At 35.1% G+C, this 24678-nt stretch carries 22 protein-coding genes; 15 read left to right on the top strand and 7 right to left on the bottom strand.

The annotated features are described in order from the left end of the window. The first annotated feature begins 14 nt into the window (after window positions 1-14). The 5 genes from blaOXA (at window position 15) to ACFOWM_RS06680 (ending at window position 7192) form a co-directional block, all read left to right on the top strand. Window positions 15-833 carry a class D beta-lactamase gene (blaOXA, locus tag ACFOWM_RS06700; RefSeq protein ID WP_379708093.1) on the top strand — a complete coding sequence of 273 codons (819 nt, stop codon included), beginning with the start codon at window positions 15-17 and terminating at the stop codon, window positions 831-833. Window positions 834-896: 63 nt separating this feature from the next. Next, complete coding sequence (locus ACFOWM_RS06695; RefSeq protein ID WP_379708091.1) at window positions 897-2537, top strand: VWA domain-containing protein; 1641 nt, start codon at window positions 897-899, stop codon at window positions 2535-2537. A 46-nt stretch (window positions 2538-2583) separates the two neighbouring features. Then, on the top strand, window positions 2584-4572 hold the full coding sequence (ispG, locus tag ACFOWM_RS06690; protein ID WP_379708089.1) for a (E)-4-hydroxy-3-methylbut-2-enyl-diphosphate synthase: 1989 nt from the start codon (window positions 2584-2586) through the stop codon (window positions 4570-4572). A 42-nt stretch (window positions 4573-4614) separates the two neighbouring features. Next, the gene (nadB, locus tag ACFOWM_RS06685) at window positions 4615-6225 is read left to right on the top strand and encodes an L-aspartate oxidase (protein WP_379708087.1); all 1611 of its coding nucleotides are present in this window, start codon (window positions 4615-4617) and stop codon (window positions 6223-6225) included. Between the two features lie 70 nt (window positions 6226-6295). After that, on the top strand, window positions 6296-7192 hold the full coding sequence (locus ACFOWM_RS06680) for a lysophospholipid acyltransferase family protein (protein ID WP_379708085.1): 897 nt from the start codon (window positions 6296-6298) through the stop codon (window positions 7190-7192). Window positions 7193-7231: 39 nt separating this feature from the next. On the opposite strand, the gene ACFOWM_RS06675 is transcribed toward ACFOWM_RS06680, so the two are convergent. From ACFOWM_RS06675 to ACFOWM_RS06655, 5 genes are all read right to left on the bottom strand, one after another. Next, window positions 7232-7405: a hypothetical protein gene (locus ACFOWM_RS06675; protein WP_379708083.1), complete on the bottom strand. Its 174-nt coding sequence runs from the start codon at window positions 7403-7405 to the stop codon at window positions 7232-7234. A 50-nt stretch (window positions 7406-7455) separates the two neighbouring features. After that, a complete protein-coding gene (locus ACFOWM_RS06670) occupies window positions 7456-8859 on the bottom strand; it encodes an MBL fold metallo-hydrolase (RefSeq protein WP_379708081.1) in 1404 nt (467 codons plus the stop codon). Window positions 8860-8947: 88 nt separating this feature from the next. Next, window positions 8948-9301, bottom strand: a complete 354-nt coding sequence (locus ACFOWM_RS06665) for an ArsR/SmtB family transcription factor (RefSeq protein WP_379708079.1) — start codon at window positions 9299-9301, stop codon at window positions 8948-8950. Window positions 9302-9410: 109 nt separating this feature from the next. Then, on the bottom strand, window positions 9411-10079 hold the full coding sequence (tsaB, locus tag ACFOWM_RS06660; protein ID WP_379708077.1) for a tRNA (adenosine(37)-N6)-threonylcarbamoyltransferase complex dimerization subunit type 1 TsaB: 669 nt from the start codon (window positions 10077-10079) through the stop codon (window positions 9411-9413). Between the two features lie 5 nt (window positions 10080-10084). Then, window positions 10085-10687: a 3-hydroxyacyl-CoA dehydrogenase family protein gene (locus ACFOWM_RS06655; protein ID WP_379708075.1), complete on the bottom strand. Its 603-nt coding sequence runs from the start codon at window positions 10685-10687 to the stop codon at window positions 10085-10087. Between the two features lie 106 nt (window positions 10688-10793). Here ACFOWM_RS06655 and ACFOWM_RS06650 point away from each other — a divergent pair, with 106 nt between their 5' ends. From ACFOWM_RS06650 to ACFOWM_RS06635, 4 genes are all read left to right on the top strand, one after another. Next, window positions 10794-11174, top strand: a complete 381-nt coding sequence (locus ACFOWM_RS06650; protein WP_379708073.1) for a RidA family protein — start codon at window positions 10794-10796, stop codon at window positions 11172-11174. Between the two features lies 1 nt (window position 11175). Beyond that, window positions 11176-12105, top strand: a complete 930-nt coding sequence (locus ACFOWM_RS06645) for an NAD(P)-dependent oxidoreductase (protein WP_379708071.1) — start codon at window positions 11176-11178, stop codon at window positions 12103-12105. 99 nt (window positions 12106-12204) lie between these two features. Next, on the top strand, window positions 12205-12678 hold the full coding sequence (greA, locus tag ACFOWM_RS06640) for a transcription elongation factor GreA (protein ID WP_379708069.1): 474 nt from the start codon (window positions 12205-12207) through the stop codon (window positions 12676-12678). Window positions 12679-12729: 51 nt separating this feature from the next. Continuing rightward, complete coding sequence (locus ACFOWM_RS06635; RefSeq protein WP_379708067.1) at window positions 12730-13119, top strand: HIT family protein; 390 nt, start codon at window positions 12730-12732, stop codon at window positions 13117-13119. Window positions 13120-13121: 2 nt separating this feature from the next. Here the strand turns inward: ACFOWM_RS06635 and ruvC are convergent, their stop codons facing one another. Continuing rightward, the gene (ruvC, locus tag ACFOWM_RS06630; protein ID WP_379708065.1) at window positions 13122-13706 is read right to left on the bottom strand and encodes a crossover junction endodeoxyribonuclease RuvC; all 585 of its coding nucleotides are present in this window, start codon (window positions 13704-13706) and stop codon (window positions 13122-13124) included. 10 nt (window positions 13707-13716) lie between these two features. On the opposite strand from ruvC, the gene ACFOWM_RS06625 reads away from it, so the two are divergent. Together ACFOWM_RS06625 and ACFOWM_RS06620 are read left to right on the top strand one after the other, a co-directional pair. Continuing rightward, entirely contained in the window at window positions 13717-14694 is a 978-nt protein-coding gene (locus ACFOWM_RS06625) for a lysylphosphatidylglycerol synthase transmembrane domain-containing protein (protein ID WP_379708063.1), read from the top strand. Next, the gene (locus ACFOWM_RS06620) at window positions 14691-15497 is read left to right on the top strand and encodes a DUF3108 domain-containing protein (protein ID WP_379708061.1); all 807 of its coding nucleotides are present in this window, start codon (window positions 14691-14693) and stop codon (window positions 15495-15497) included. The genes ACFOWM_RS06625 and ACFOWM_RS06620 overlap by 4 nt, the downstream gene beginning before the upstream one ends. A gap of 86 nt (window positions 15498-15583) precedes the next feature. Here ACFOWM_RS06620 and gyrB read toward each other — a convergent pair whose 3' ends face one another. Next, window positions 15584-17563, bottom strand: coding sequence for a DNA topoisomerase (ATP-hydrolyzing) subunit B (gyrB, locus tag ACFOWM_RS06615; RefSeq protein WP_379708059.1), 1980 nt, complete (start codon window positions 17561-17563; stop codon window positions 15584-15586). Between the two features lie 383 nt (window positions 17564-17946). Here gyrB and ACFOWM_RS06610 point away from each other — a divergent pair, with 383 nt between their 5' ends. The 4 genes from ACFOWM_RS06610 to ACFOWM_RS06595 all read left to right on the top strand — a co-directional run bounded on the left by ACFOWM_RS06610 (window position 17947) and on the right by ACFOWM_RS06595 (window position 24660). Continuing rightward, the gene (locus tag ACFOWM_RS06610; protein ID WP_379708057.1) at window positions 17947-19881 is read left to right on the top strand and encodes a T9SS type B sorting domain-containing protein; all 1935 of its coding nucleotides are present in this window, start codon (window positions 17947-17949) and stop codon (window positions 19879-19881) included. A gap of 177 nt (window positions 19882-20058) precedes the next feature. Next, the gene (locus ACFOWM_RS06605) at window positions 20059-21084 is read left to right on the top strand and encodes a hypothetical protein (protein ID WP_379708054.1); all 1026 of its coding nucleotides are present in this window, start codon (window positions 20059-20061) and stop codon (window positions 21082-21084) included. Window positions 21085-21198: 114 nt separating this feature from the next. Then, window positions 21199-22143, top strand: a complete 945-nt coding sequence (locus ACFOWM_RS06600; RefSeq protein ID WP_379708051.1) for a helix-turn-helix domain-containing protein — start codon at window positions 21199-21201, stop codon at window positions 22141-22143. Window positions 22144-22287: 144 nt separating this feature from the next. Beyond that, entirely contained in the window at window positions 22288-24660 is a 2373-nt protein-coding gene (locus ACFOWM_RS06595) for a TonB-dependent siderophore receptor (protein WP_379708049.1), read from the top strand. Window positions 24661-24678: the final 18 nt, after the last annotated feature.

Genomic DNA, 24678 nt, shown 5'->3' with positions numbered 1-24678 from the left:
CAAAACAAAATAAAATGACATTCAATAAAATTGCAACAGTTGTAATAGTAAGTGTAGTGGCCGTTTTAGCTAGTTGTACAGCTAATAAAGCAACAATTGATAACGATATAAAAAAATATTTTGATGATAAAAATGTTGAAGGTTGCTTTACCATGTTAGATAATGCCACCGGTAAAATTACAGTGTATAACATGGCATTAGATACTACTCGTTTTACACCAGCATCAACCTTTAAAATTGTAAATAGCTTAATTGGGTTAGAAACAGGGCGTATCACCAATGAAAAAATGGTCATAAAATGGGATGGTGTACAACGCAGTCGTGCTGAGTGGAATAAAGATTTAACCATGACAGAAGCTTTTAAAGTAAGTGCCGTTAATTATTACCAAGAAGTAGCTCGAAGAATAGGCGCTGATACTATGAAACGTTTTATTGATACTTTAGGCTATGGTAACAAAAAAATTAGTGGTTCAATTGATTCTTTTTGGCTCAATAACCAACTCAAAATATCGCCTGATGAGCAAGTGGGTTTAGTAAAACGTTTGTATTTTGATCAATTACCATTTAGAAAAAGTGTACAACAAATGGTGAGAGATGTAATGTTGCAAGAAGATAATACGGCATACAAATTGAGTTATAAAACCGGTTGGGGTTTTGATGAAAGCAACAATGCCATTGGCTGGGTTGTTGGTTGGATAGAGGAAAACAAACACGTATACTTTTTTACCACCTTGTTAAAATCAAAAGATCGCAACATTGATTATGAAAAAATAAGGTTAAGTATCACCAAAGATATTTTAAAACATTACGGCTTTTTTGAAGGCAAAAAATAAGTTGGTTTATTGTTTTTTTAACAATGCCTGCTTATACAAATCATACATTTGCAGCATTACAATATGACCACACAGTTTCAATATATTTATTTATTATGGCTTTTATTGCTGCTACCTTTGGTAGCAGCAATCTATTTTTATGCAAAACATAAAAAACAGCAAACCTTTAAAAAGTTAGGTGATGCCGCTTTAGTTAACGAGCTAACAGCACACTACAACACAACGAGTTTCTTTAAAAAGTTTTTATTGGTATGGCTTGCATTGGCATTACTTATTGTAAGCATTGCTAATTTACGTTCACCATCAGGTGCACAACAAGTAAATCGTAATGGTATTGATGTTATGATTGCATTAGATGTTAGTAAAAGTATGCTAGCGCAAGATGTAAAACCTAACAGGCTTGATAGGGCCAAACAATTGCTGAGTAAATTAATTGATCAGTTAAGTAATGATAGAATTGGCATTGTGGTTTTTGCAGGTAAAGCATATTTGCAAATGCCCCTCACCGCCGACCATGCTGCCACCAAAATGTATTTATCTGCCGCTACTCCTGAAACTATTCCTACACAAGGTACGGTTATTGGCGATGCGTTGAAAATGTGTTACGCCTCCTTTAATAGCAAAGAAAAAAAATACAAAGCTGTTATATTAATTACTGATGGGGAAGATCATGATGAAAACGCAGTAAGCATTGCCGAACAAATGTCAAATGAAGGTGTGGTAATTAATACCGTAGGAATTGGTTCTCCAGATGGTGCCCCTATATTTGACCCCACTACCAATGATAATAAAAAAGACAACGAAGGCAATATCGTTATTACAAAATTAAATGAAGTAGCCTTAGCCGATATTGCAAAAAAAGGAAATGGTAACTATACATTTTTTACCAATACAGATGCAGCCGTTTCAAGCATTTATAACCAACTAGCAACGTTAGATACCAAAGCCGTGAAAGATGAATCACTCATTAATTACAAAAGTTGGTTTCAATATTTACTAGGTATTGCATTGATTTTATTAATAATTGAAATGATGGTGAGTGAGCTAAAATCAAAAAAGCAAATGACATTTAAACCCTTGTTATTACTAGTGTTTATGAGCAGTCATTTTATCACAATAGCACAAGCACCAGTTGAAGCTATTAAAAAAGGGAATGATGCTTACAAAACAAACGACTTTGCTACTGCAATTAATCAATACAATATTGCTACGCAAAAAGATGATAAAAACGCTATTGCTCAATTTAATTTAGGTAATGCATTGTATAAATCTGACAAAAAAGAAGATGCACTCAATGCTTATGATAAAGCATCATCTTACTTAACAAAACCAGTTGAAAAAAGTAATGCTTTATACAACAAAGGCGTTGTGTTGCAAAATGATAAAAAGTTAGAAGATTGTATTAGAGTCTACAAAACAGCCTTGTTTGCCTACCCTAATAATGTGGATGCACGGCACAACTTACAGCTAGCACTAAAAAAACAAAAAGAGCAACAACAGCAACAAGAGAAAGACAAAAAAGATCAGCAGAACAAGGATAATAAAAACAACAAGGATAACCAACCGCAGCAACAAAAAAGTAATTTATCACAAAAAGATGCGGAACAAAAATTACAAGCCTTGCAACAAAAAGAAAAAGAGCTGCAAGATAAATTGCACAAAGTAAATGTAGCCGCACCTAATAAGCCTGAAAAAGATTGGTAATGAACGTGGCAACGTATCTTTGTAATAAGTATTTTAAACTATTTCGATGAAATCGTATTGCGAATCTTTATTTAGTTACAAACGTTTACGCACCAAAGCTGTTACTGTAGGAAATTTAGTAATCGGTGGTAATAACCCCATCGCTATTCAAACAATGACCACCACTGATACCATGGATACAGATGCCACCGTGCAGCAATCTATCCGCTGTATTGAAGCAGGTGCCCAATTGGTACGTATTACAGCGCCTTCAAAAAATGAAGCTGAAAATTTATTGCCTATTAAAAATGCAATCAACAATGCTGGTTATAATACACCACTTGTGGCTGATATTCATTTTACGCCCAATGCGGCTGAAATTGCTGCTAAGCTCATTGAAAAAGTAAGGGTGAATCCCGGCAATTACGTTGATAAAAAGAAGTTTGAACAAATTGAATATACCGATGCTGAATACGCAGAGGAAATTGATCGCATAAAAGAACGTTTTACCCCACTTGTAAAAATATGTAAAGCACATGGTACGGCCATGCGTATAGGCACTAACCATGGTAGTTTGAGCGATCGTATTATGAGCCGCTATGGCGATACTGCTATTGGTATGGTAGAGAGTGCAATGGAGTTTTTACGCATTGCCCGTGGTGAAGATTTTCACAATATTGTGTTGAGCATGAAGAGCAGTAACCCATTGGTAATGGTACAAGCCTACCGTTTATTGATTGTGCATATGATGGAAGAGTTCGGCGAATGTTACCCTTTGCATTTAGGTGTTACTGAAGCTGGCGATGGTGAAGATGGGCGCATTAAATCAGCCATAGGTATTGGTAGTTTGTTAGAAGATGGTATTGGTGATACGATACGAGTGAGCCTCACCGAAGACCCCGAATTTGAAATACCTGTTTGTAAAGATTTAGTGGCTCGTTATGAAGGGTATTACCAGCAAGATGATATTAGCGAAATTGATGATACTAAATTAGCTTACAATCCTTTTGAATACAAACGTCGTGTAACAAACGCTGTCAATAATATCGGGCAAAAAAATGTGCCAGTTGTATTTGCAGATTTTATGTTAACAAAAAATATACTTCCTACTGACCTACAAGCTATTGGTTACCGTTACGATGCCGTGAATGATAAATGGCATATTGGAGATGCTGCGGCTGATTATTTATATGTAGGTGATCAGCTTCCTACCTTTGCTTTACCTGGCACTTTACAAGTAGTATGCAATTATAAAGTATGGAGTAATTTACAAAATAACGAGCAGCAGTATTTACCTTTATTTACAGCGTATGCGTATTTAGCAGCTGCACATCATCACCCCACTACAAATTTTATTTCAGTAAATGTAGATGATGATAATAGTGCTTTATTAAAGCAGTTGCCAACAAAAAATAACGTGGTGCTTTGTGTTTTTTCAAATAAAAAAAATGCACTGCAATGTGTACGTAAGTTTATTAATGGTTTAATGTTGCAACAAATAAATTGCCCGGTTATTATTGCTGTTGAAAGTATGCAAACTACTATTGATGCACAATTAATTGACTTTGCAGCAACAGCTGGCGGTTTGTTTTTAGATGGTATGGGTGATGGTATTTGGTTAATGAACGATCCTTCAAAAATGACGAACGTTCAGGTTACAGGTAGAACGTATTTGCCCACAAAAAATAACCATGCGTTTTTAAATAATACATCTTTCTCAATTTTACAAGCGGTACGTACCCGTATTTCAAAAACAGAATATATTAGTTGTCCAAGTTGTGGCAGAACCTTGTTTGATTTACAAGAAACTACTTCAAAAATTCGCAATGTTACCAATCACTTAAAAGGTTTAAAAATTGCAGTAATGGGTTGTATTGTGAACGGTCCTGGCGAAATGGCTGATGCTGATTTTGGTTATGTAGGTAGCGGCGTGGGTAAAATAACGCTATACAAAGGCAAAGAAGTCGTTAAGAAAAACATACCTAGTGAAATTGCGGTAGATGAATTGATTAATTTGTTGAAAGAAAATAATGTGTGGATAGATGCAGATGCTTAATTACAGCAATGCTGTGACGTTTATTTAAATAAAAAATAAAGTATGCAAACAGATATTTTGGTGATTGGTAGTGGTATAGCAGGTTTAACGTACGCATTAAAATGTGCACAAGAAATGCCTGATAAAACAATTACAATCTTAACCAAAACACAAAGCGATGAAACCAATACAAAGTACGCCCAAGGCGGTATTGCTGGTGTTACTGATTTTGCACACGATAGTTTTCAAAAACATATTGAAGATACCTTAATTGCTGGCGATGGCTTGTGCAACCCTGCTATTGTTGAAATTGTGGTAAAAGAAGGTGTACAGCGAATAAACGAATTAATTAGTTGGGGAGCACAGTTTGATCGTGACCCTGAAGGTGACTATAAATTAGGTAAAGAAGGTGGCCATAGTGAAAACAGAATTTTACACCATAAAGATGTTACTGGTAAAGAAATGGAAAGGGCATTATTGGAAGCCATAAAAAAATGTTCCAATATCCATTTGATTAGTCACTGCTTTGTATTGGATATTATTACCCAACATCATTTAGGCTATTTGGTAACCAAATCAACACCCGATATTGAATGTTATGGGGTGTACGTACTTAACCTCACTACCAATAAAATTGAAAAAATTGCAGCAGCTATTACGTTATTAGCTACTGGCGGTAACGGACAAGTATACAGAACCACTACCAACCCAGCTATTGCAACAGGCGATGGTGTTGCTATGGTGTACAGGGCAAAAGGTCGTATTGAAAATATTGAGTTTATACAATTTCACCCCACTGCATTATATGAAGCTGGTGTAAGAGGTCACTCGTTCTTAATTACAGAAGCGGTAAGGGGCGATGGAGGTATTTTACGTAATGCAAGTGGCGAAGCCTTTATGGAAAAATATGATGAACGAAAAGATTTAGCACCAAGAGATATTGTTGCCCGTGCCATAGATAACGAAATGAAAATTAATGGTACCGAGTTTGTATACCTCGATTGTAGGCATATGGATCAACAAAAATTTAAAGAGCATTTCCCCAATATTCATGCAAAATGTTTGAGTATAGGTATTGATGTAGCAAAAGATATGATACCGGTATCGCCAGCGGCACATTATAGTTGTGGTGGTGTTAAAACAGATGCTTATGCTCGTACCTCTATTAAAAATTTATATGCTGCTGGCGAATGTGCCAGCACAGGTTTGCATGGTGCCAACCGCTTAGCTAGCAACTCCTTACTTGAAGCTATGGTATTTGCACACCGGGCTTTTGAAGATACCCTGCAAAAAGTACAAGCCAACTCATTACGTAAAATAGATGATGTTGTGATACCCGTTTGGAATGCTGACGGAACAACAGCGCCCAAAGAAATGATTTTAATTACGCAGAGTTTGAAAGAAATGAAATTGCTGATGAGTGATTATGTGGGTATTGTACGAAATAATGAACGTTTAAAAAGAGCTAATAGAAGAATAGATTTGTTACATGAAGAAACAGAGTATTTGTACGAACGTACAGCTGTATCGCCGCAACTTTGTGAACTGCGAAATATGATTACAGTTTCGTACCTCATTATAAAAAGTGCTGAGCTGCGTCATGAAAGCAGAGGATTGCATTACAATACAGATTACTTATTTAAGCAACCCATTCTTCAAAACACTATTTTGTAGCAACTGCTGTTAAAAAATACGCATATATTATAGTGTTACGCTATTAACTTTGCAGCAATAAAATTTTTGCATGTACTACTTGCTTTATGGTTTATTGTATTTGGTATCATTATTACCGTTTTTTGTTTTACATAAACTAAGCGATGTTGCATTTTTTATACTGTATTATGTTATTGGTTATCGTAAAGACGTTGTAACGAGTAATATTAAAATTGCCTTTCCTCAAAAATCTGATGAGGAGGTAATAAAAATTGCCAAACAGTTTTATAGAAATTTAACCGATAATTTTATTGAAACGATTAAGCTTTTAAGTATTTCCAAAAAACAATTTGAAGAACATGCTACCATTGATTTTGCAGCTGCAAAAGCCTTGGTTGATAAGGGTTTGAATATACAATTTCACAGCGGTCATCAAATGAATTGGGAGTTTGCTAGTTTGGCCATTTCAAAATCATTAACCATACCTTGGTTGGCAGTGTACATGCGTATTTCAGCGAAACCAGTTGATCGTTTATTTTTAAAAATACGCAGCAAGTTTGGCGCAACCATGGTGGAGAAAGATAAGTACCAAACTATGATGCCACAGCTTATAAAAAACCAATACGCTTTGGGTTTAATTGCTGATCAAAATCCGGCATTTGTAAAAAACGGTTATTGGCTTAATTTTTTTAGTAAACCTGCACCATTTTTAATTGGCCCTGAAAAAGGCGCTATGCGTTACAAAACTGCAGTAGTATTTGTAAATATTAAAAAAATTAAAAGAGGCTATTACCATTTTGAATGTAAGGTAATTACAGAAGATGGCAGCCAATTTAAAAACGGTGATTTAACTAGAATGTACCGTGACTTTTTAGAAGCAGGCATAGAAGCCCAACCAGCCAATTATTTATGGAGCCACCGCCGTTGGAAATTTAATTGGGATAATAGTTTTGAAAAACGTTGGATTGATACTTCACCTCACCCATAACCGCTTTTAAACCTATAAGGTTTTTAAAACCTTATAGGTTTAATTGTTGATATAAGTTGCATTGTTCAATGGCTGCCGGATAGCAGCGGCACCCAAACCGCTACCAAAGCGGTTGCGGTACAGCGAATAGCCGGAACTGCTGCTGCCACTTTGTTGTTGCTTAAAGCCCCCCATTAATTTAATGTTGAAAGCCACTAAAAACAAAATAACCAACTGTATACAGTTGGTTATTAATGGTGTGTTTATAATTTTTTTTATAAAGGTTAATTTAAAACCTCTTTACTTTTTTCAATTTTGGCACCTGCTTCTTCTTTAATTTTTGCCCAGCCTCCTACAACGTTGCGTACATTATGTATACCTTCTTTTTTGAAAATTGATAAGGCAATTACACTTCTATAGCCGCCTGCACAGTGCACATATATGTTTTCGTTTTCTTCAAATTCACCTAGTAATGATACATCGGTTAAATCATTCAATGGTAGGTTTACTGCATTTTTTAAATGCCCATCAGCATATTCATTTTCTTTACGAACATCTACCACTGTTAAATTAGGGTCATGCGGTATATCCATAATCAACTCATCAGGCTCCACATCAATAATCATATCAATTTTTTCGCCAGCATTTTTCCACGTTTCAAAACCACCTTGCAAATAACCAATTACTTTATCAAACCCAACCCTAGCCAACCTTACCACGGTTTCTTTTTCTTTTGTAGGTTCAGTTATTAATACAATATTTTTATCAAAAGGTATTAAGCAGCCGGCCCATTCAGCAAAGCGGCCTTCTAAGCCAATAAACAAACTGCCGGGGATAAACCCTTGTGTAAAAATAGAGGCATGTCTGGTATCTAAAATAATAGCATCGTTTTTTACAGCAACTTTAAATGCGGCAACATCTAAAGCTTGCGTGCCTTTTTGTATTATGGTTTCAATATTATCATAACCTTTTTGATTGATAGCAGCATTAATAGCAAAGTAAACGGGTGCAGTTGATAAACCAGTAGTTACAGCTTGTATAAAATCATCTTTACTTTGCGGTTGCAATGCATGGTTTGTTTGTTTTTCTTCGCCAATAGTACTGAAGGTGTTAGGACCTAAATTTTTACCGCAACTGCTGCCAGGGCCATGTGCAGGGTAAACAATTACATCATCAGGTAAAGGAATAATTTTTTCTGTAAGTGTTTCGTACATGATACTTGCTAATTCTTCACTGCTCATATCGCCGCTGCTTAAATCGGGCCTACCTACATCGCCAACAAAAAGAGTGTCGCCTGTAAAAATTGCATGAGGTTTTTGATGCTCATCTCTCAATAAATAACAAGTACTTTCTAAAGTATGACCCGGAGTGTGTAAGGCTTCAATAGTTACGTTGCCTAATTGAAAAATTTGGCCATGTGCCGCATTGGTAATAGCGTAGTTTGTTGTAGCACCGGGTCCATAAATAATGGGGGCACCAGTTGCATTGCTTAAATCAATATGGCCGCTAACAAAATCAGCATGAAAATGTGTTTCAAAAATATATTTAATTTGAGCATTTTTTTCTTTAGCCATGGCAATGTATTGCTCATAATCTCTCAACGGATCAATAATTGCCACTTCCCCATTGCTTTCAATAAAATACGCTGCTTCACTTAAGCAATTGGTATACAATTGTTGTATAAACATGGTTTTCTAATGTTTTAAGGCTGCAATTTACAAAATAAAAAAGCGGTTGAACCTTACAACCGCTTTTTTAAATTCAATTTGAAATATTTTAACGTACCAAATCTTCAACTACATCAGAAATTTGGTCAATTCTAGTATGATTTACCGTGTAGTAAATAAATTTGCCTTCACGTTCTGTTATTACAATGCCAGCTTTACGTAAAATAGCTAAGTGTTGCGATGCTACTGACTGCTCAAGCCTCATGCGAACATAAATTTCAGTAACTGTTATTTTCTTTTCATTTTCAATAAGTAACAACATTTGTTGCCTCAATTTATGATTGAGTGCCCTTAAAACTAGGGCAGCTTTTTTTAAATTGTGGTAATTTACTTTTAATGAATTTTCGGGTGTGTTACCTACAGATGTAGGCTTTTCTAACACCACTGATTGACGCTCACTCATGGTTTATTTTGGAATTTTTAAAATGCTTGAACAAATTAATAATTCGAATATACGATGCAGACTTTATTAAGGTTTTATTAAATACGAAAAAAATGTTTAAACATTAAATTTAAGGGTTGTAAAATTCTTTTGTATATGAAGGTGCCGCCATTACTAAGTTTGCAAACGATTGTTTTTTATATAGTTGTGTTGAAATAATATTGATGGCCTCAAAGGTTTCACCCATTTCAATAAAGTGTGCGTTGGTGTTAGTGCAAATATTTTTAAATTTTTGCATGCCGTTGCCAAAAAAATAAGTTGGTTTGGTTGATAGGGCAAAGTCAAAACTATGGGCATCAATAATTTTTGCTTCGGGTTCTGTAACAGTTGATAAATCAGCTTTGTACATAGCAGTAAAAACTTCCATTCGCCTAGCATCAATCATTGGGCAGTAATAATAACCTTCGTTTTGATTGTTATTGATAATAGCAGCTTGTGCCATTACTTGTAATGTGCTCAAAGTAATAAGTGGTTTATTAAGGGCATAACACAAACCTTTTGCAGCTGCTAAACCTACTCGTAACCCTGTATATGAACCTGGGCCTATAGTACATGCGATGGCATTTAATTGTGCTGCTGAAATTTGTGATGCTTCTAAACTTTTTTCAACGGCGGTATGAATAAAAGCGGCATGGTCTTTTTGGGTATGGTTACTATATAAGTTTTGAATAACACCATCTTTACTAATACTTACTGATGCAGTTTCTAAAGCACTATCTATATTTAAAATGAATGCCATTGGTATTAAATTTCATTAATTAAAGCAGGAGCTGGAGTATACTTAACATCCTGTATTGATAAGGTTTGTAATAGCGCAACAATATTTTTTGCACCAATTAATTGGCACCATTCAAATGGACCGTAAGGGTAGTTGGTGCCTAATTTCATAGCAGTATCAATGTCCTCTGCTGAACTAACATGGTCACCTTTAGCAAAATAAGCTTCGTTAATAATCATTGCAACAACCCTTGCACTAATAAAGCCCGGTTCATCGTTTACATTGATAATTTTTTTGTGGATGTTTTTTAAAATGGTATGAACATTACTATCTGTTACGCCAGCAACTTCCCATATTGGTTGTTCAAAAAAAGTAGGCCATGCGTTTATTCTAATGAAATTATTAGGCAGTGCTAATAAATGTAATGTATTGTGCATACTATTAATGAAAACGGGCTGTGTTTCAATAGTAATAGGTGTAGTTTTTTCATAATCATGCAAATAAAAATAGGCATCTGCATTTTCATTATTTAATTTAATGGCATCATCAACACGAACCCACTCAACCGTTTCGTTTAATGATGTTAAATAATTCCATTGGGCATCAGTACCACAAACCACTAATTTCATTTTAATTATTTTTTTGCAACTGTGCCAAAATTAAGCACAGCTGTATTTTTTACAAAAATACGTTCAATAAAGAGGATATATTTGCAAAGCAAAAATTTAATTTCAAATGAGTAAAGTAGTTATTAATACAAGTAATGCTCCAGCACCTATTGGCCCTTACAACCAAGCTGTAAAGGCAGGTAATTTTTTATTTTGTTCAGGACAAATTGCTTTAGATGCACAATCAGGAGCATTGGTAAACGATAGTATTGAGGCTGAAACCCACCAAGTAATGAAGAATATTGCAGCCATATTAACTGCTGCTGGTGCAGGTTTTGAACATATTGTAAAAACAACCATTTTTTTGAGTGATATGAGTTTGTTTGCAACGGTTAATGAAACATACGGTAGTTACTTTACAGCAGACTTTCCTGCAAGAGAAACGGTTGCAGTGAAAGGATTACCAAAAAATGTAAATGTTGAAATAAGCGTAACAGCATTTTTGTAATATGATCATTATAACCGCTCTAGTACACCAGCACCTCATTGAAACCCTGCAACAAAAAGGGTTTGAAGTAATGTATTTGCCAGATATTACCCACAATGACTTGCTGAAAATTATACCACAAGCAACCGGCTTAGTGGTAACTACAAGGTTAAAAATTGATCAAACACTCATTGACAAAGCCACAAAATTACAGTGGATAGGTAGGCTTGGTAGTGGTATGGAACTTATTGATGTGGCTTATGCACAATCAAAAAATATTGTTTGTTTAAGTAGCCCCGAAGGCAACCGTAATGCGGTGGCTGAACATGCCCTTGGTATGTTATTGGCCATGAAAAATAACCTCATAAAAAGTAGTGATGAAGTTAAGCAAGGCAAATGGGTGAGAGATGAAAACCGAGGTAGTGAAATTAGTGGTAAAATTATAGGTATAGTGGGTTATGGTAATACCGGACAAGCATTTGCAAAATTGTTAGCTGGGTTTGATGTTACTATGTTGGCTTACGATAAATATAAAGGCGATTTTGGTGGTAAATTTATTAGAGAAGCATCGTTAGAGCAAATTGCCAAGTATGCTGATGTTATTAGTTTTCATGTGCCACTGAGCCCCGAAACAAGCAATATGGCCAACGAAGCCTTCTTTGAAATGCTTGAAAATAAGCCTTTCATTATTAACACATCAAGAGGTAACGTAGTAAATGCAGGTGCTTTAATTGAGGCATTGGATAATCAAAAAATATGTGGTGTTGCGTTAGATGTTATTGAAAATGAAAAATTAAAAACATTGAACGAATTGCAACAAGCACAATTACAAAACTTATTAGCAAGGCAAAATGTATTGATTACACCTCATATTGCTGGCTATTCACATGAAGCTTTTTTAAGAATGAGCACCGTTTTATTAAGCAAGCTAGCGGCATTAAAATTTGTATAATTAGCTATTTGCACCAACATAAAGTACTATATTTGTATTTACTGCAACGCTTCAAAATAGGGGCGTTGTATTTTTTTTAGTAAACACCTAAACTTTTTTATGGCAGCTACAAATTACGTAACACAACAAACTTTTGATAACATGTTGGTAGAGTTGCACCAATTAAAAACAGTTGAAAGACCAGCCGCAAGTGCCGCAATTGCAGAAGCAAGAGAAAAAGGCGATTTAAAAGAAAATGCCGAATATGATGCTGCTAAAGAAGCACAAGGTATGTTGGAAGCAAAAATTAAGTACCTAGAGGGCGTTATAGCTACTGCACGTATTGTTGATGAAACTACTATTGATACCAGCAGAGTAAGTATTTTAACCAAGGTAACCTTGCTCAATATGAACACTAAAAAAACGGTTACCTACCAAATTGTTTCTGAAAAAGAAGCTGATTTAAAGTTGGGTAAAATATCAGTTACTTCGCCAATTGGTAAAGGTATTTTAGGCAAGCAAAAAGATGAAGTTGCTGAAGTTAGTGTACCTGCAGGTTTACTTAAATTTAAAATTATTGAAATCACTGTTTAATTTTTTAAAGCCGTTTATTTTTGAACGGCTTTTCTCTTTAAAATACTTACCATGTCAATTTTTACAAAAATTATTAACGGCGAAATACCATCTTACAAAATAAAAGAAGATGAGCATTTTATTGCCTTTTTAGATGTATTTCCGCTAGTGGAGGGTCATGTGTTGGTAGTACCTAAAATTGAAGTAGATAAAATGTTTGATTTACCCACTTACTATCTTCAACAAATATTAGTTTTTGCACAACCTATTGCAACTGCGATTGAAAAAACAATGCCTTGTAAACGTTGTGGTATTAGTGTTATCGGGTTAGAAGTGCCACATGCTCACATGCATTTAGTGCCCATTACTACCGCCAATGATTTAAATTTCACCCAACCAAAAATACAAGTTGCACCTGAACGTATGAAGGCAATTCAGGAGTTGATTGTTGCTAATTTATAAAGTTATTTACTGGAAATTCGGCTAGGGTTATTGGCAATAAAACTTTTCCAATCATTTTTGCCTTTAGGTAGGCTTAAAACATTGCTATCTTGAAAGTGATGGCATAATGCAACCGCCACAGCATCTGAAGCATCAAAAGTTTGCGGTTTGCCTTCAAATTGTAAAATAGTTTGTAGCATTTTCAGTACCTGCTCTTTATCAGCATTACCATTACCCGTAATGGATTGTTTTACTTTTTTGGGTGAGTATTCGCAAACGCTTAACCCAGCTTGCATAGCTGCAGCAATTGCTACGCCCTGGGCTCTACCCAACTTCAGCATACTCTGAACGTTTTTTCCAAAAAAAGGTGCCTCAATAGCAAAATCAGTAGGTTTAAACGCTTTTATGATTTGGCCAACCGTATGGTGAATGAGTTCTAACCTTTCATACGCATCTTTTTTGCTATTCAATTTAAGTACGTTCATTTCAATCAATGATATACTTTTGCCTTTCACCAATATAACACCGTAACCCATAACGATAGTGCCGGGGTCAATTCCTAAAATTATTTTTGACGACTTTTGCAATACGGACGTTATTTTTACCAAAATTGATTGTTTGAACAAAAGTATTAAAATATTATTCAACTGGTTTTTAGGTCCTTTAATATTTATAGTGTTATCATGGAGCTTATATAAGCAAATTATGCATCAGCCTGATGTTGATAACCGTTGGCAACAAATAAAGAACAGTTTTTATTCGCCTTTACTTTGGCTTTCATGTTCATTGGCAATTGTAAATTGGGGGTTAGAAGCATTGAAGTGGCAGCGATTATTAGCACCTTTAGAAAACATATCTTTTTTTAAAGCTTTTAAAAGTGTATTAGCTGGTTGTAGTATTACCATGCTTACGCCTAATAGGGTTGGTGAGTATGGGGGGCGTATTTTATTTGTAAGTGAACCCCACCGTATTGATGCTATTCCGCTTACTATTTTAGGTAGTATGGGGCAATTATTTATAACCATTTTTATGGGTGTAATTGGCTTATTGTATTTTAAGTTATTTAGCAATGGTTTATTACTGTTTCAACATTTACCTACTTACACTTCATCAGTTTTACTTTGGGGAAGTATACTGTTGGCTATTGTTTTAATACTTATTTATTTAGAAATTGGTGTATTAGTGCGGCTGTTGACAGAAGTGCGTTTATTTAAAAAATTGGTTGCACACATTGTTTTGTTAAAGTCATTTTCACGTAAACAATTGTTAAGAATTTTATTTTTATCTTTTCTAAGATATTCGGTATTTGTTTTGCAATTTATTTTGTTGTTGCAAGTAATGCAAGTACAAATAAGCTTCATTATATGCTTTTGGTTGTTAACTGTTTTTTATTTGTTAATGGCCGTAGCACCAACAATTGGTTTAACAGAGCTTCCTATAAGGGTGGCTGCAAGTGTGGTAGTATTACAGTTGTACAGCAGTAATATCGTAGGTATACAAGCAGCAACTTTCGGTATTTGGATAATCAATTTAGTAGTACCGGCAATTATTGGTAGTTTGTTTATTTTAGGAACTAAAATTTTAAAAGAAAAATGATAAATTTTACAAAACATATCGCCATTATTTTTTTAATGGTAATTACAACAATCACAGCCGCTGCTCAAAAAACGGGTTTTTGTGGTAATACAAACAAAGCTTTTTTACCTGGCGAAAAGGTAATAATGAAAGTATATTATAGTGCTTTAGGTGCTTACATTGGCGCAGGCGAAGCTAGCTTTACCACTGCATTAGAGCGTTTTAATGGCAAGCCAGTATACCACTGTGTGGGTGAAGGAAAAACCTACTCCTTTTTTGATAATTTTTTTAAAGTGAGGGATCGCTACGAAAGCTATATAGACACAGCAAACATGTCGCCCATAAAATTTTTACGCAATGTTGATGAAGGTGGCCATAAAATTTATAACAATGTAACTTTTAACCAAGCATCTAACACGGCTGTAAGTACCAATGGTGTTTTTAAAATTACAGAGTGTATGCAAGATGTTGTAAGTGCCATGTATTATGCTCGTAATATTGATTGGAACAAATACAAACCAGGTGATAAAATACCCTTTGATATGTTTTTAGATGATGAAATTTTTCACCTCTATATTCGCTATATGGGTAAAGAAAAAATTAAAACCCAATACGGAAAGTTCAATGCAATTAAATTTAAGCCATTGTTAATTAAGGGAACCATATTTGAAGGTGGTGAAAAAATGACGGCTTGGGTGAGTGATGATCCTAACCGTTTAATTTTAAGGGTTGAAAGTCCTATATCTGTTGGTAGTGTAAAGGTTGATATGATGGGTTACAGTGGGTTAAGGTATCCATTGAGTTCATTGATTTCTTTTAGATAAATAGTATTTTAATCAGCTGTATTTAAAATCATACAATAAAAAAGCCCGAAATTATTCGGGCTTTTTTATTGTAAACGTATTTAAGTTTAAACATCAATTTTTGCGTATTTGGCATGGCTTTCAATAAACTCTCTACGTGGTGGTACTTCATCGCCCATTAGCATTGAAAAAACACTATCTGCACTGCTCATACTATCTAATGTTACTTGTTTTAATGTTCTGGTTGCAGGGTTCATGGTGGTTTCCCACAATTGCTCTGCGTTCATTTCACCCAAACCTTTGTAACGTTGTACAGTTACGCTATCTTCTTTACCACCTCCAATTTTTATTGATAAGTCTTTACGTTCATCATCATTCCAAGCATATTCTTGCTCTTTACCTTTTTTAATTAAATACAAAGGTGGTTGTGCAATGTATACATAACCCTGCTCTACTAACTCCTTCATATAACGGAAAATAAAGGTCATAATCAATGTAGCAATGTGGCTTCCATCCACATCGGCATCGGTCATAATAATGAGCTTATGGTAACGTAGTTTTGAAATATCCAAGGCCTTTGCATCTTCTGCAGTACCAATTTTTACGCCGAGTGCCGTAAACATATTTCTAATTTCTTCGTTGTCATAAATTTTATGCTCCATGGCTTTTTCAACATTCAAAATTTTACCTCTTAATGGTAAAATAGCTTGAAAGCTTCTATCACGGCCTTGTTTAGCAGTACCACCTGCCGAATCACCTTCCACTAAAAACAATTCACATTTACCAGGGTCTTTATCAGAACAATCGGCTAATTTACCTGGCAAACCACCACCTACTAGTACGCTTTTACGTTGTACCATATCTCTTGCTCTTTTAGCAGCCGCCCTTGCTTGTGCAGCTAAAATTACTTTTTGGATGATGGTTTTGGCATCTTTCGGATTTTCTTCTAAATAATTTTCTAATACACGACTTAATGTAGTATCAACAATACCCATCACTTCGTTATTACCTAGTTTTGTCTTTGTTTGTCCTTCAAACTGCGGCTCTGGTACTTTTACTGAAATGATAGCTGAAATACCTTCTCTAAAATCATCACCCTCAATAGCTACTTTGGCTTTTTCGAACATGCCATTTTTTTCACCGTATGCCTTAAAAACCCTTGTTACGCTTCTTCTAAAGCCTGCCACATGTGTACCGCCTTCAATAGTGTTGATGTTGTTTACGTAGCTAAAAATATGCTCAGAGTAGCCAGCATTATATACCATAGCTACTTCTACTGCAACGTTATTTTTTTCATCATGTCCATCGCAATAAATTACAGTTGGCAATAAAGGTTGGCGGTTTGCATTTTTATCAAGCATTTCAACAAACTCCACTATACCACCTTCGCTGTAAAATGTTTTGCTGTAATGTTTGCCATTTTCATCTACCTCACGTAAATCGTTTAGTACAATGGTAATTTTTCTGTTTAAAAAAGCCAGCTCCCTTAAACGACCTTCTAAAATTTCTTTTTTATACTCAGTGGTAATAAAAATGCTGCCATCAGGCCAAAAATGCACCAATGTGCCCGTTTGGGTTGATGTGCCAATTTCACGAACGGGGTAGCTAGGTATACCAGTATGATATTCTTGCTCAAATAATTTGCCCTCACGTTGTACGGTTACATGTAATTTGGTGCTCAATGCGTTAACACAACTTACACCCACACCATGTAAACCACCCGATACTTTGTAGGTATCTTTATCAAACTTACCACCGGCGTGCAATACGGTCATTACAATTTCCAGTGCTGATTTTTGTTCTTTTGTATTGATACCAGTAGGAATACCACGACCATCATCTTGAACAGATATGGAATTGTCTTTATGGATTGTAACGGTAATATTTTTACACCAGCCAGCTAATGCTTCATCAATTGAGTTATCAACCACTTCATATACCAAGTGGTGTAAGCCTTTTTCGCCTATATCGCCAATATACATGGCAGGCCTTTTTCTAACGGCTTCTAAACCTTCTAAAACCTGAATACTATCAGCACCATAAGCTGGTTTGCTGGTAGCTTCAATATTTTCAATTTCTGTGCTCATAATTAGTTACATTTTTAAAAAAATGAATGTGTGCGAAGGTAACTAAATTAAAGGTTTTTTACTAATTAAAGGGCATTCATTTTGAACCATTTACCAACATATTTTCTATGAAATGAACATGATAATTTGTTAGATAAAATGAAAGAAATTATTTAATGAATTTAGGCTCATAATTAGCTTTATTTCACAAAATTTTGGTTTGAATTGGATCAAAAATGATGTATTCGTTGCCTAGTATTTTTTGCAAGCTACAACTTACATACTGTATTTAGCTGCTTTATACTTTTTACGAATTTGATTTTTATTCAAAAAATATTGTAAGATTGGTGTTAAAATTTTGTTTAAATTGTGTTATTCATCCACCTTAAACAATGCCTTCACAAATGAAACAATTGTACATTTTTATTGTAAGTATGATTTTTTTTGTGCACCAAACAAATGCACAGGTTTATGCGCCAATTACTTTAACTGGTTTTAACCACGATGTAATTGCGGAAGCAGGAACAAGTTCACTCACCACAACAACTGTTGCAATGGACGGTGTTACAGTTTCAAACAAAGTAATGTACACCAATGCTTTCAGGCTAGCAAATGGTTTTGGTGGTGGCGGTATACCCGATAATGGTACTTTTACGAGTGGTACTGCTACTTATCAACTAGCAGCTTATACAGGTAATAATGTACTGTTGGTGCCTCGTAACCAAAACGGCGATTTAAATTTTGCAACGCCAGCTAAATACAGTGCATTACGTTTATTGGTACTTTCAACCGAAGGTGCAAGTTTAATTAATGCTACCGTATTTTTTACAGATGGAACTTCTGTAAATGCACTTACCAACACAACCGTTGGTGATTGGTTTAATGGTACAACTAATGTAGTGGCACAAGGCTTTGGTCGTTGTACTCGTGCTACACCAGCTTCTGGTGCCGATGCATTTACGGCCAACCCAAGGTTGTACTACATTGAAGTGCCTATTTCATGTGCTAACAGACAAAAAGATATTCAAAAAATTAATATAGCCAATGTAACTACTGCAGGTTCCAACGCACCTTTTCCTAATGCAATTGTATTTGCAGTATCTGGTGTAACCTATAGCCAAACTGTTGCTCCTACCGTTACAAATGCTACTTGTTCTGCAAACGGAACAGCCACTTTAAACATTATAGGGTCATCGGGTCCATACAGTGTAACATGGAATACTACACCTGTTCAAACGGGTGTTACAGCTACGAATTTAACGCCTAATTCCTATGTAGCTACTATAACAGATGCTGCAAGTTGTGTATCAACAAGCTCCGTTACAGTAACGCTAACAAATAACCTTACCCTTACAACTAGGTTAGATACTACTATTTGTAGCAATGTGTCAATTAATGCAAATACGAACAGTAATGCTGCCAATTATACTTGGACGGCTGTGCCGGCTGCAACTGCCGGTATTAGTAATGCCACTGCAGCAAACCCTACCTTGGCTCCTACAGCACCATTTACAACGTATACTGTTACGGCTACATTAGGTAGTAACTGTACAACTTCACGTTCATTTAGTATTACTGTGCAACCTGCAGTTACAGCTTCAGTTAGAAGCGATACTACTATTTGTTCAGGTGCAGCTATCAACGCTAATACAGTGAGTAATGCTACAAGTTATTTATGGACGGCTTCGCCAGCAGCTACAGCAGGCATAAGCAATGCTACTATCGCAAACCCAGTGTTGAGCCCTACAGCTGCACTTACAACCTATACTTTAACAGCAAGTATTGGTAATTGCAGCATTATACGAACATTTCGAATTGCAGTAGCGCCAAGTTTTGTGGTTGATGCAGGTAATACCATTAACATTTTGCAAGGTAGCTCAGCTGTATTGCAAGCCACAGCACCTGCAGGAACATACTTGTGGACGCCTGCTACCGGCTTAAGTGCAACTAACATATTAAACCCTACTGCTTCGCCAGGTAGTACCACAACTTATACTTTAAAAGTTACTTCGCCACAAGGTTGTACGGCAACTGACGATGTTACTGTAAACGTATTGCCTTTCTGTATAAAACCAATGGAAGCTATTACACCTAATGGTGATGGTATTAACGATAAATGGTTGGTTACAAGCGGCGGAAATTGTACAAAATTAGTGAAGGTTAATGTGTACAACAGGTATGGTTCAAGGGTGTATAGTTCAACCAACTACCAAAATGATTGGCAGGGAACGTATAAAGATAAAGCCCTACCAGATGGTACTTATTATTTTGTAATTCAATACTTTTTAATTGATGGAAGTCAATTAGAACGAAAAGGAAATGTCACCATTTTAAGATAATCTTGAATATTAAAAAAGCCTCTTACAAAGAGGCTTTTTTAATAACATGTAATGCTATAACTATTAAAATGACACTACATTATCGCTTAATACAAGTACATTTGAGCATGTAAAACCAGATGAAAGTGTAGCCCATATATAATTTGGTTTGTTTGCAGTAAAGCATAAAATAGCAGTATGAAATTTTTTTTAGTGTTTGTATTCAGCATACTTTCATTGTTAACAGTTGCACAAACGCCCAATTTTGATGTTAAGAATATAAAACTTCCAGCGGAGGTTAGCTACTATGATCATCAATTTTCTGGATTGTATATTTATAAAAACGACTTATTTTTTATGAGTGAGAGTCGTTTACAAGATGCCGCTCCTGCTGTTTTGTATAGCATCGCATTAGCAGATATTGACCAACAGTTAAAAGATACCAGCTATGCATTACCTTATAAAAAATACCCAATATATAATGCTGCACTTTTAAGAAATAGCATGAAACAACAAGGCGATGATTATGAAGGTTTTGAAGCCATGGTTATAATAAATGGTATGGTATATTTAACGGTTGAAACCGCTACACCTTCTAATAATTGTTATTTGTTTGAAGGTATATTAACTGATACGGCGGTTATCTTAAACCATCAATTTTTACAGCCATTGCCTAAGCCTATGGCAAAAAACGGATCACATATTTACAATGCAGGGTATGAAGCTTTGGCATTTGTACGTGAACAACTATTACCCATTTTTGAATACAATAGTTTTGATGCACCACTATCTATGAACAGTATTTCTTTGTATAACCCAGCACCTGATCAACTTACAACCTACCATTTTGCCAATAAATTACCCTTTCGTTTAACAGATATTACTGCTATCAATAAAAAACAATGGGTAGGCATTAACTATTTTTATAAGGGTGGCGGCGAAGATGCTGTGTATAGAGTGCCTACAAATGATGTAGCAAATGATACCCTTATCAGAAAAAATAACCAATACGAAAGTTACTGTCGATTAGTAACCATTTCACTCACTAAAAAAAATGTATTTGTTTGGAAGCCTTTGTGGGAGCTACCTACAAAATATATGAGCTATAATTGGGAAGGCATTGCAGCCTATAAAAAAGGGTACTTTTTAATTAACGATAAATACACAGCTGCAAGGCCTTACAGCTCGGTATTGTTGTTTTTACAACCAAAATATGACAATTAATTTTAACCTAACCGGTATATTTGTGAATGATGTTGCAACATTAATTTGTTAAAATTGATTCTTTTATTTTGTAATTTAACTAACGCTTGTTAGTTTTGTATAAATATTAATATTATGTTCACTCCCACACAAGATATATTGGCCTTTGCTCAAAAGCAACCTTACATGCAATCTGACTTGGAGTTGTTACATGAGGTGGAGCGTAATGTGCCAGGTTCAGTTTATTATAACATTAGAAGGTATAAGCGTCAACCACAATGGTCGGTAGATGATACGGGTATTTTAGAATACGTATACATCAAAAACGACGAAACCACCAAAACACTCAATCTTAAATTTTGTTTAAGTGGTAATGTGTATTGCAACCAAAAGCAAACAGAGTGCGACGCTTGTAAATTGTACACTACCAAGAATTGTTCTGATAGGGTAGATAGTGTTGATGTATTAAGTTTTAGTTTTTCTCCATCTTACCTACAACAATTCACTAAAACACATAAAAACAACGAAACTATTATTGATGAAGTGCTATCGTTTACCCATAGTACATCTTTCAGTAAAATGTTGCCTTTGTGTGGTAAAACCCGTATGGCCATTGAAGCACTGCTAAACCATACCTATACAGATACATCCGCCAATATTTTTGTAAACGCACAAATGCAAATTTTGCTGTTGTATAGTTTAGATTGTATGTTGGGTGATAAAGAAGAAACAACTTTTGCATGTAAGTTTTTGGCCAATGAAGCCGATAGAGAAAAAATCATCAAAGCAAGAGAAATTTTATTGCAACATATTGGCGAACCCATTACTATTAAGGCTTTAAGTCGTAAAGTAGCCATCAATGAATGCTATTTAAAGAAAGGCTTTAAAGAAATTTTTGGAACCACCATTTTTGATTTTTACCAAAGTCAACGAATGGAGCATGCGAAATATTTGTTGTACGAAAAAGGCCTTAGTGTAACGGAAGTGTCACACTTATTAGGTTATTCTTCTATATCTCATTTTAGTACCGCCTTTAAAAAGCAAACGGGTATTAAGCCTTGTGAATTATTAGTACACTAGTTTTTAATTATAATTGATCAAAAGAAAAAGCATTGTTTCCAATGCTTTTTCTTTTTGCGTAAATGCATTTCCCGATGCGTAGCTGTTTTATTTAACAATGCTTTTTTCTTTGCACTCGTTAAATAACCCCCTAAAACAGTTACTATGTTTAAATATATATTTTTTGTTATAAGTGTCTTATTCCTACAAAGTTATGCTCATGCACAAACCAGTATTAAAGGAATTGTATTAACCAATGATCAGGAGCCGGCTACTCAAGTAAACATCACTTTAAATGAATTAAAACTACAAACGGTTAGTAATGAAGATGGTGTTTTTGTTTTTGAAAATGTTCCAACAGGCGTATACAACATTAGCATCAGCTATATTGGTGTTTCTGTAAAAAAATCGGTTGAAGTAATCAATGGTACACCTACATCAATAAAAATTACATTACCACAAAACGCCCAACAATTAGATGCCGTGGTGGTCAATAGCAAAAAAGGAATGAATACAACGCCTTTAAGTGCAGGTAAAGTAGCCATTAACCCTTTGGCATTGCCGCAGAGTGTTGCAGTAGTTGGACAAATGATTATGAAAGACCAACAGGCACAACGTTTGAGTGATGTTATTCGTAATGTAAATGGGGTGTACTTAGGTACAACTCGAGGCAATGTACAAGAAAGTTTTTCTGCAAGAGGTTATGGTTTTTCAAGCTCCAATATGTTTAAGAATGGTGCAAGGGTAAATACAGGCATAATGCCAGAAATTAGTTCGTTAGAAAAAGTAGAAATTTTAAAAGGTAGTGCAGCCATTTTATACGGAAACGTAGCGCCAGGTGGTATTATCAACATGGTTACTAAACAACCAAAGTTTAATTTTGGTGGCGAAGTGGCTTTACGTACTGGTAGTTACGGTTTGGTAAAACCTTCGGTAGATGTTTATGGTCCAATCAATAAAAATATTGCTTACCGAATAAATACCACTGTTGAAAAAGCAGATAGCTACAGAGATCAAGTACAATCTGATCGCTTTTATGTAAACCCTAGTTTTTTATTCAACTTATCAAAAAAATCATCTTTACTCATTCAAGGCGATTACTTAAAAGCCAATTTTACGCCTGATTTTGGTATTGGTACTATTGATAATACCATTATTCCTAATGTAAAACGCAGTGCATTTTTTGGTACGCCATGGCAATATAATAAAGTGCAACAAGCCACAGCTACTGCAACTTACAAATATCAAATTAATAGCAATTGGTCACTAGCGACCAATACATCATACCAACAATTTACCCGTAATTATTATTCAATAGAACGTATACAAGCATTGGCAAATGGTGATTTTACAAGGCCATTAAATAGAATACAATTACAAGAAGATTATGCTATTGTTGGGGTAGATGTTACGGGTAAGTTTAAAACAGGTAATGTACAACATACGTTGCTTACTGGTATGGATGCTGATCATTATTTTACAACCAACTATACCTTTAACAACCCTACTACTTATGATAAAATAAATATTCTTGACCCTAATAAATTTACGCCTCGTACTGATATACCAGCTGCTTCAAAAGTTACAAGGGTACAAACACCAATTTATCGTATGGGTGCTTATGTACAAGATTTAATTACGCTTTCGCCTAAGTTTAATGTATTGGCAGGTATTCGTTGGTCGCAACAACAATCAAAAGCAGCTACTACTAAATATATTTTAAAAGACAGTATTGCTAAAAGTATCGCAAAAGTTGATCAGGCTTTTTCACCAAGACTTGGTTTGGTGTATCGCCCAACACAAACAACCTCTTTGTTTGCCAGTTATGCTAATTCATTTAACGTAAATTCAGGTACTGATGTATTCGGCAATGCCTTAGCACCATCTATTGTTGATCAATATGAAGTGGGTATTAAAAATGAGTTATTACAAGGGCGTTTATCTTTCAATGTAACAGCTTATAAAATAATTAACAACAACCTTGCTCAAACAGCACAATTTGCGGCAGATGGTGTTACGCCGAATAACAATAGCAATTTAAGGGAGTTAACTGGCCAAACTACCAGCGATGGTGTGGAGGTTGATGTACAAGCTACACCTGTAAAGGGTTTACACATTATTGCAGGCTATAGCTACAACAATATGCGTTATACAAAAGTGAAAGAAGGTAAAGGCAATTATATTAAGGGTGAACGTTTAATTAATACACCTGCCAATACAGCTAATGCTAGTATTACTTATGCTTTTCATCAACAAAAACTAAATGGTTTAAAAGTAGGCGTTTCAACTTTATATATTGGTGATCGTTTGGGTGGGTGGAACAATACACAACAACAAACGCAAAACTACAATCGCCTTATTAATGTAAAAGGTTTTACAACTGTTGATGTTATGGTGGGGTATGTTTACAAACGCTTTTCATTACAAACCAAATTGTCTAATATTTTTAATGTATATAATTATTATGTACACGAAAATTATAGTGTTAACCCAATTGCCCCAACACAATTTGTTAGTACACTAACATACAAATTGTAAATTCAATTATTTTAAGTT

Source organism: Ferruginibacter yonginensis, from assembly GCF_042651465.1.
GTDB classification, from domain to species: domain Bacteria; phylum Bacteroidota; class Bacteroidia; order Chitinophagales; family Chitinophagaceae; genus Ferruginibacter; species Ferruginibacter yonginensis.
Note: the sequence above shows the minus strand (reverse complement) of the source record. Positions and strands in the feature narration are given on the sequence as shown.

Bases quoted from the DNA above. Each gene is read 5' to 3' on its own strand.
- ACFOWM_RS06655 (WP_379708075.1), bottom strand. From the start codon at position 10,687: ATGAAATTAGTGGTTTGTGGTACTGATGCCCAATGGAATTATTTAACA.
- ACFOWM_RS06620 (WP_379708061.1), top strand. From the start codon at position 14,691: ATGATAAATTTTACAAAACATATCGCCATTATTTTTTTAATGGTAATT.
- gyrB (WP_379708059.1), bottom strand. From the start codon at position 17,563: ATGAGCACAGAAATTGAAAATATTGAAGCTACCAGCAAACCAGCTTAT.
- ACFOWM_RS06635 (WP_379708067.1), top strand. From the start codon at position 12,730: ATGTCAATTTTTACAAAAATTATTAACGGCGAAATACCATCTTACAAA.
- ACFOWM_RS06670 (WP_379708081.1), bottom strand. From the start codon at position 8,859: ATGTTTATACAACAATTGTATACCAATTGCTTAAGTGAAGCAGCGTAT.
- ACFOWM_RS06645 (WP_379708071.1), top strand. From the start codon at position 11,176: ATGATCATTATAACCGCTCTAGTACACCAGCACCTCATTGAAACCCTG.
- ispG (WP_379708089.1), top strand. From the start codon at position 2,584: ATGAAATCGTATTGCGAATCTTTATTTAGTTACAAACGTTTACGCACC.
- ACFOWM_RS06680 (WP_379708085.1), top strand. From the start codon at position 6,296: ATGTACTACTTGCTTTATGGTTTATTGTATTTGGTATCATTATTACCG.
- ACFOWM_RS06610 (WP_379708057.1), top strand. From the start codon at position 17,947: ATGAAACAATTGTACATTTTTATTGTAAGTATGATTTTTTTTGTGCAC.
- nadB (WP_379708087.1), top strand. From the start codon at position 4,615: ATGCAAACAGATATTTTGGTGATTGGTAGTGGTATAGCAGGTTTAACG.
- tsaB (WP_379708077.1), bottom strand. From the start codon at position 10,079: ATGGCATTCATTTTAAATATAGATAGTGCTTTAGAAACTGCATCAGTA.
- ACFOWM_RS06650 (WP_379708073.1), top strand. From the start codon at position 10,794: ATGAGTAAAGTAGTTATTAATACAAGTAATGCTCCAGCACCTATTGGC.
- ACFOWM_RS06665 (WP_379708079.1), bottom strand. From the start codon at position 9,301: ATGAGTGAGCGTCAATCAGTGGTGTTAGAAAAGCCTACATCTGTAGGT.
- blaOXA (WP_379708093.1), top strand. From the start codon at position 15: ATGACATTCAATAAAATTGCAACAGTTGTAATAGTAAGTGTAGTGGCC.
- ACFOWM_RS06695 (WP_379708091.1), top strand. From the start codon at position 897: ATGACCACACAGTTTCAATATATTTATTTATTATGGCTTTTATTGCTG.
- ACFOWM_RS06595 (WP_379708049.1), top strand. From the start codon at position 22,288: ATGTTTAAATATATATTTTTTGTTATAAGTGTCTTATTCCTACAAAGT.
- ACFOWM_RS06605 (WP_379708054.1), top strand. From the start codon at position 20,059: ATGAAATTTTTTTTAGTGTTTGTATTCAGCATACTTTCATTGTTAACA.
- ACFOWM_RS06600 (WP_379708051.1), top strand. From the start codon at position 21,199: ATGTTCACTCCCACACAAGATATATTGGCCTTTGCTCAAAAGCAACCT.
- greA (WP_379708069.1), top strand. From the start codon at position 12,205: ATGGCAGCTACAAATTACGTAACACAACAAACTTTTGATAACATGTTG.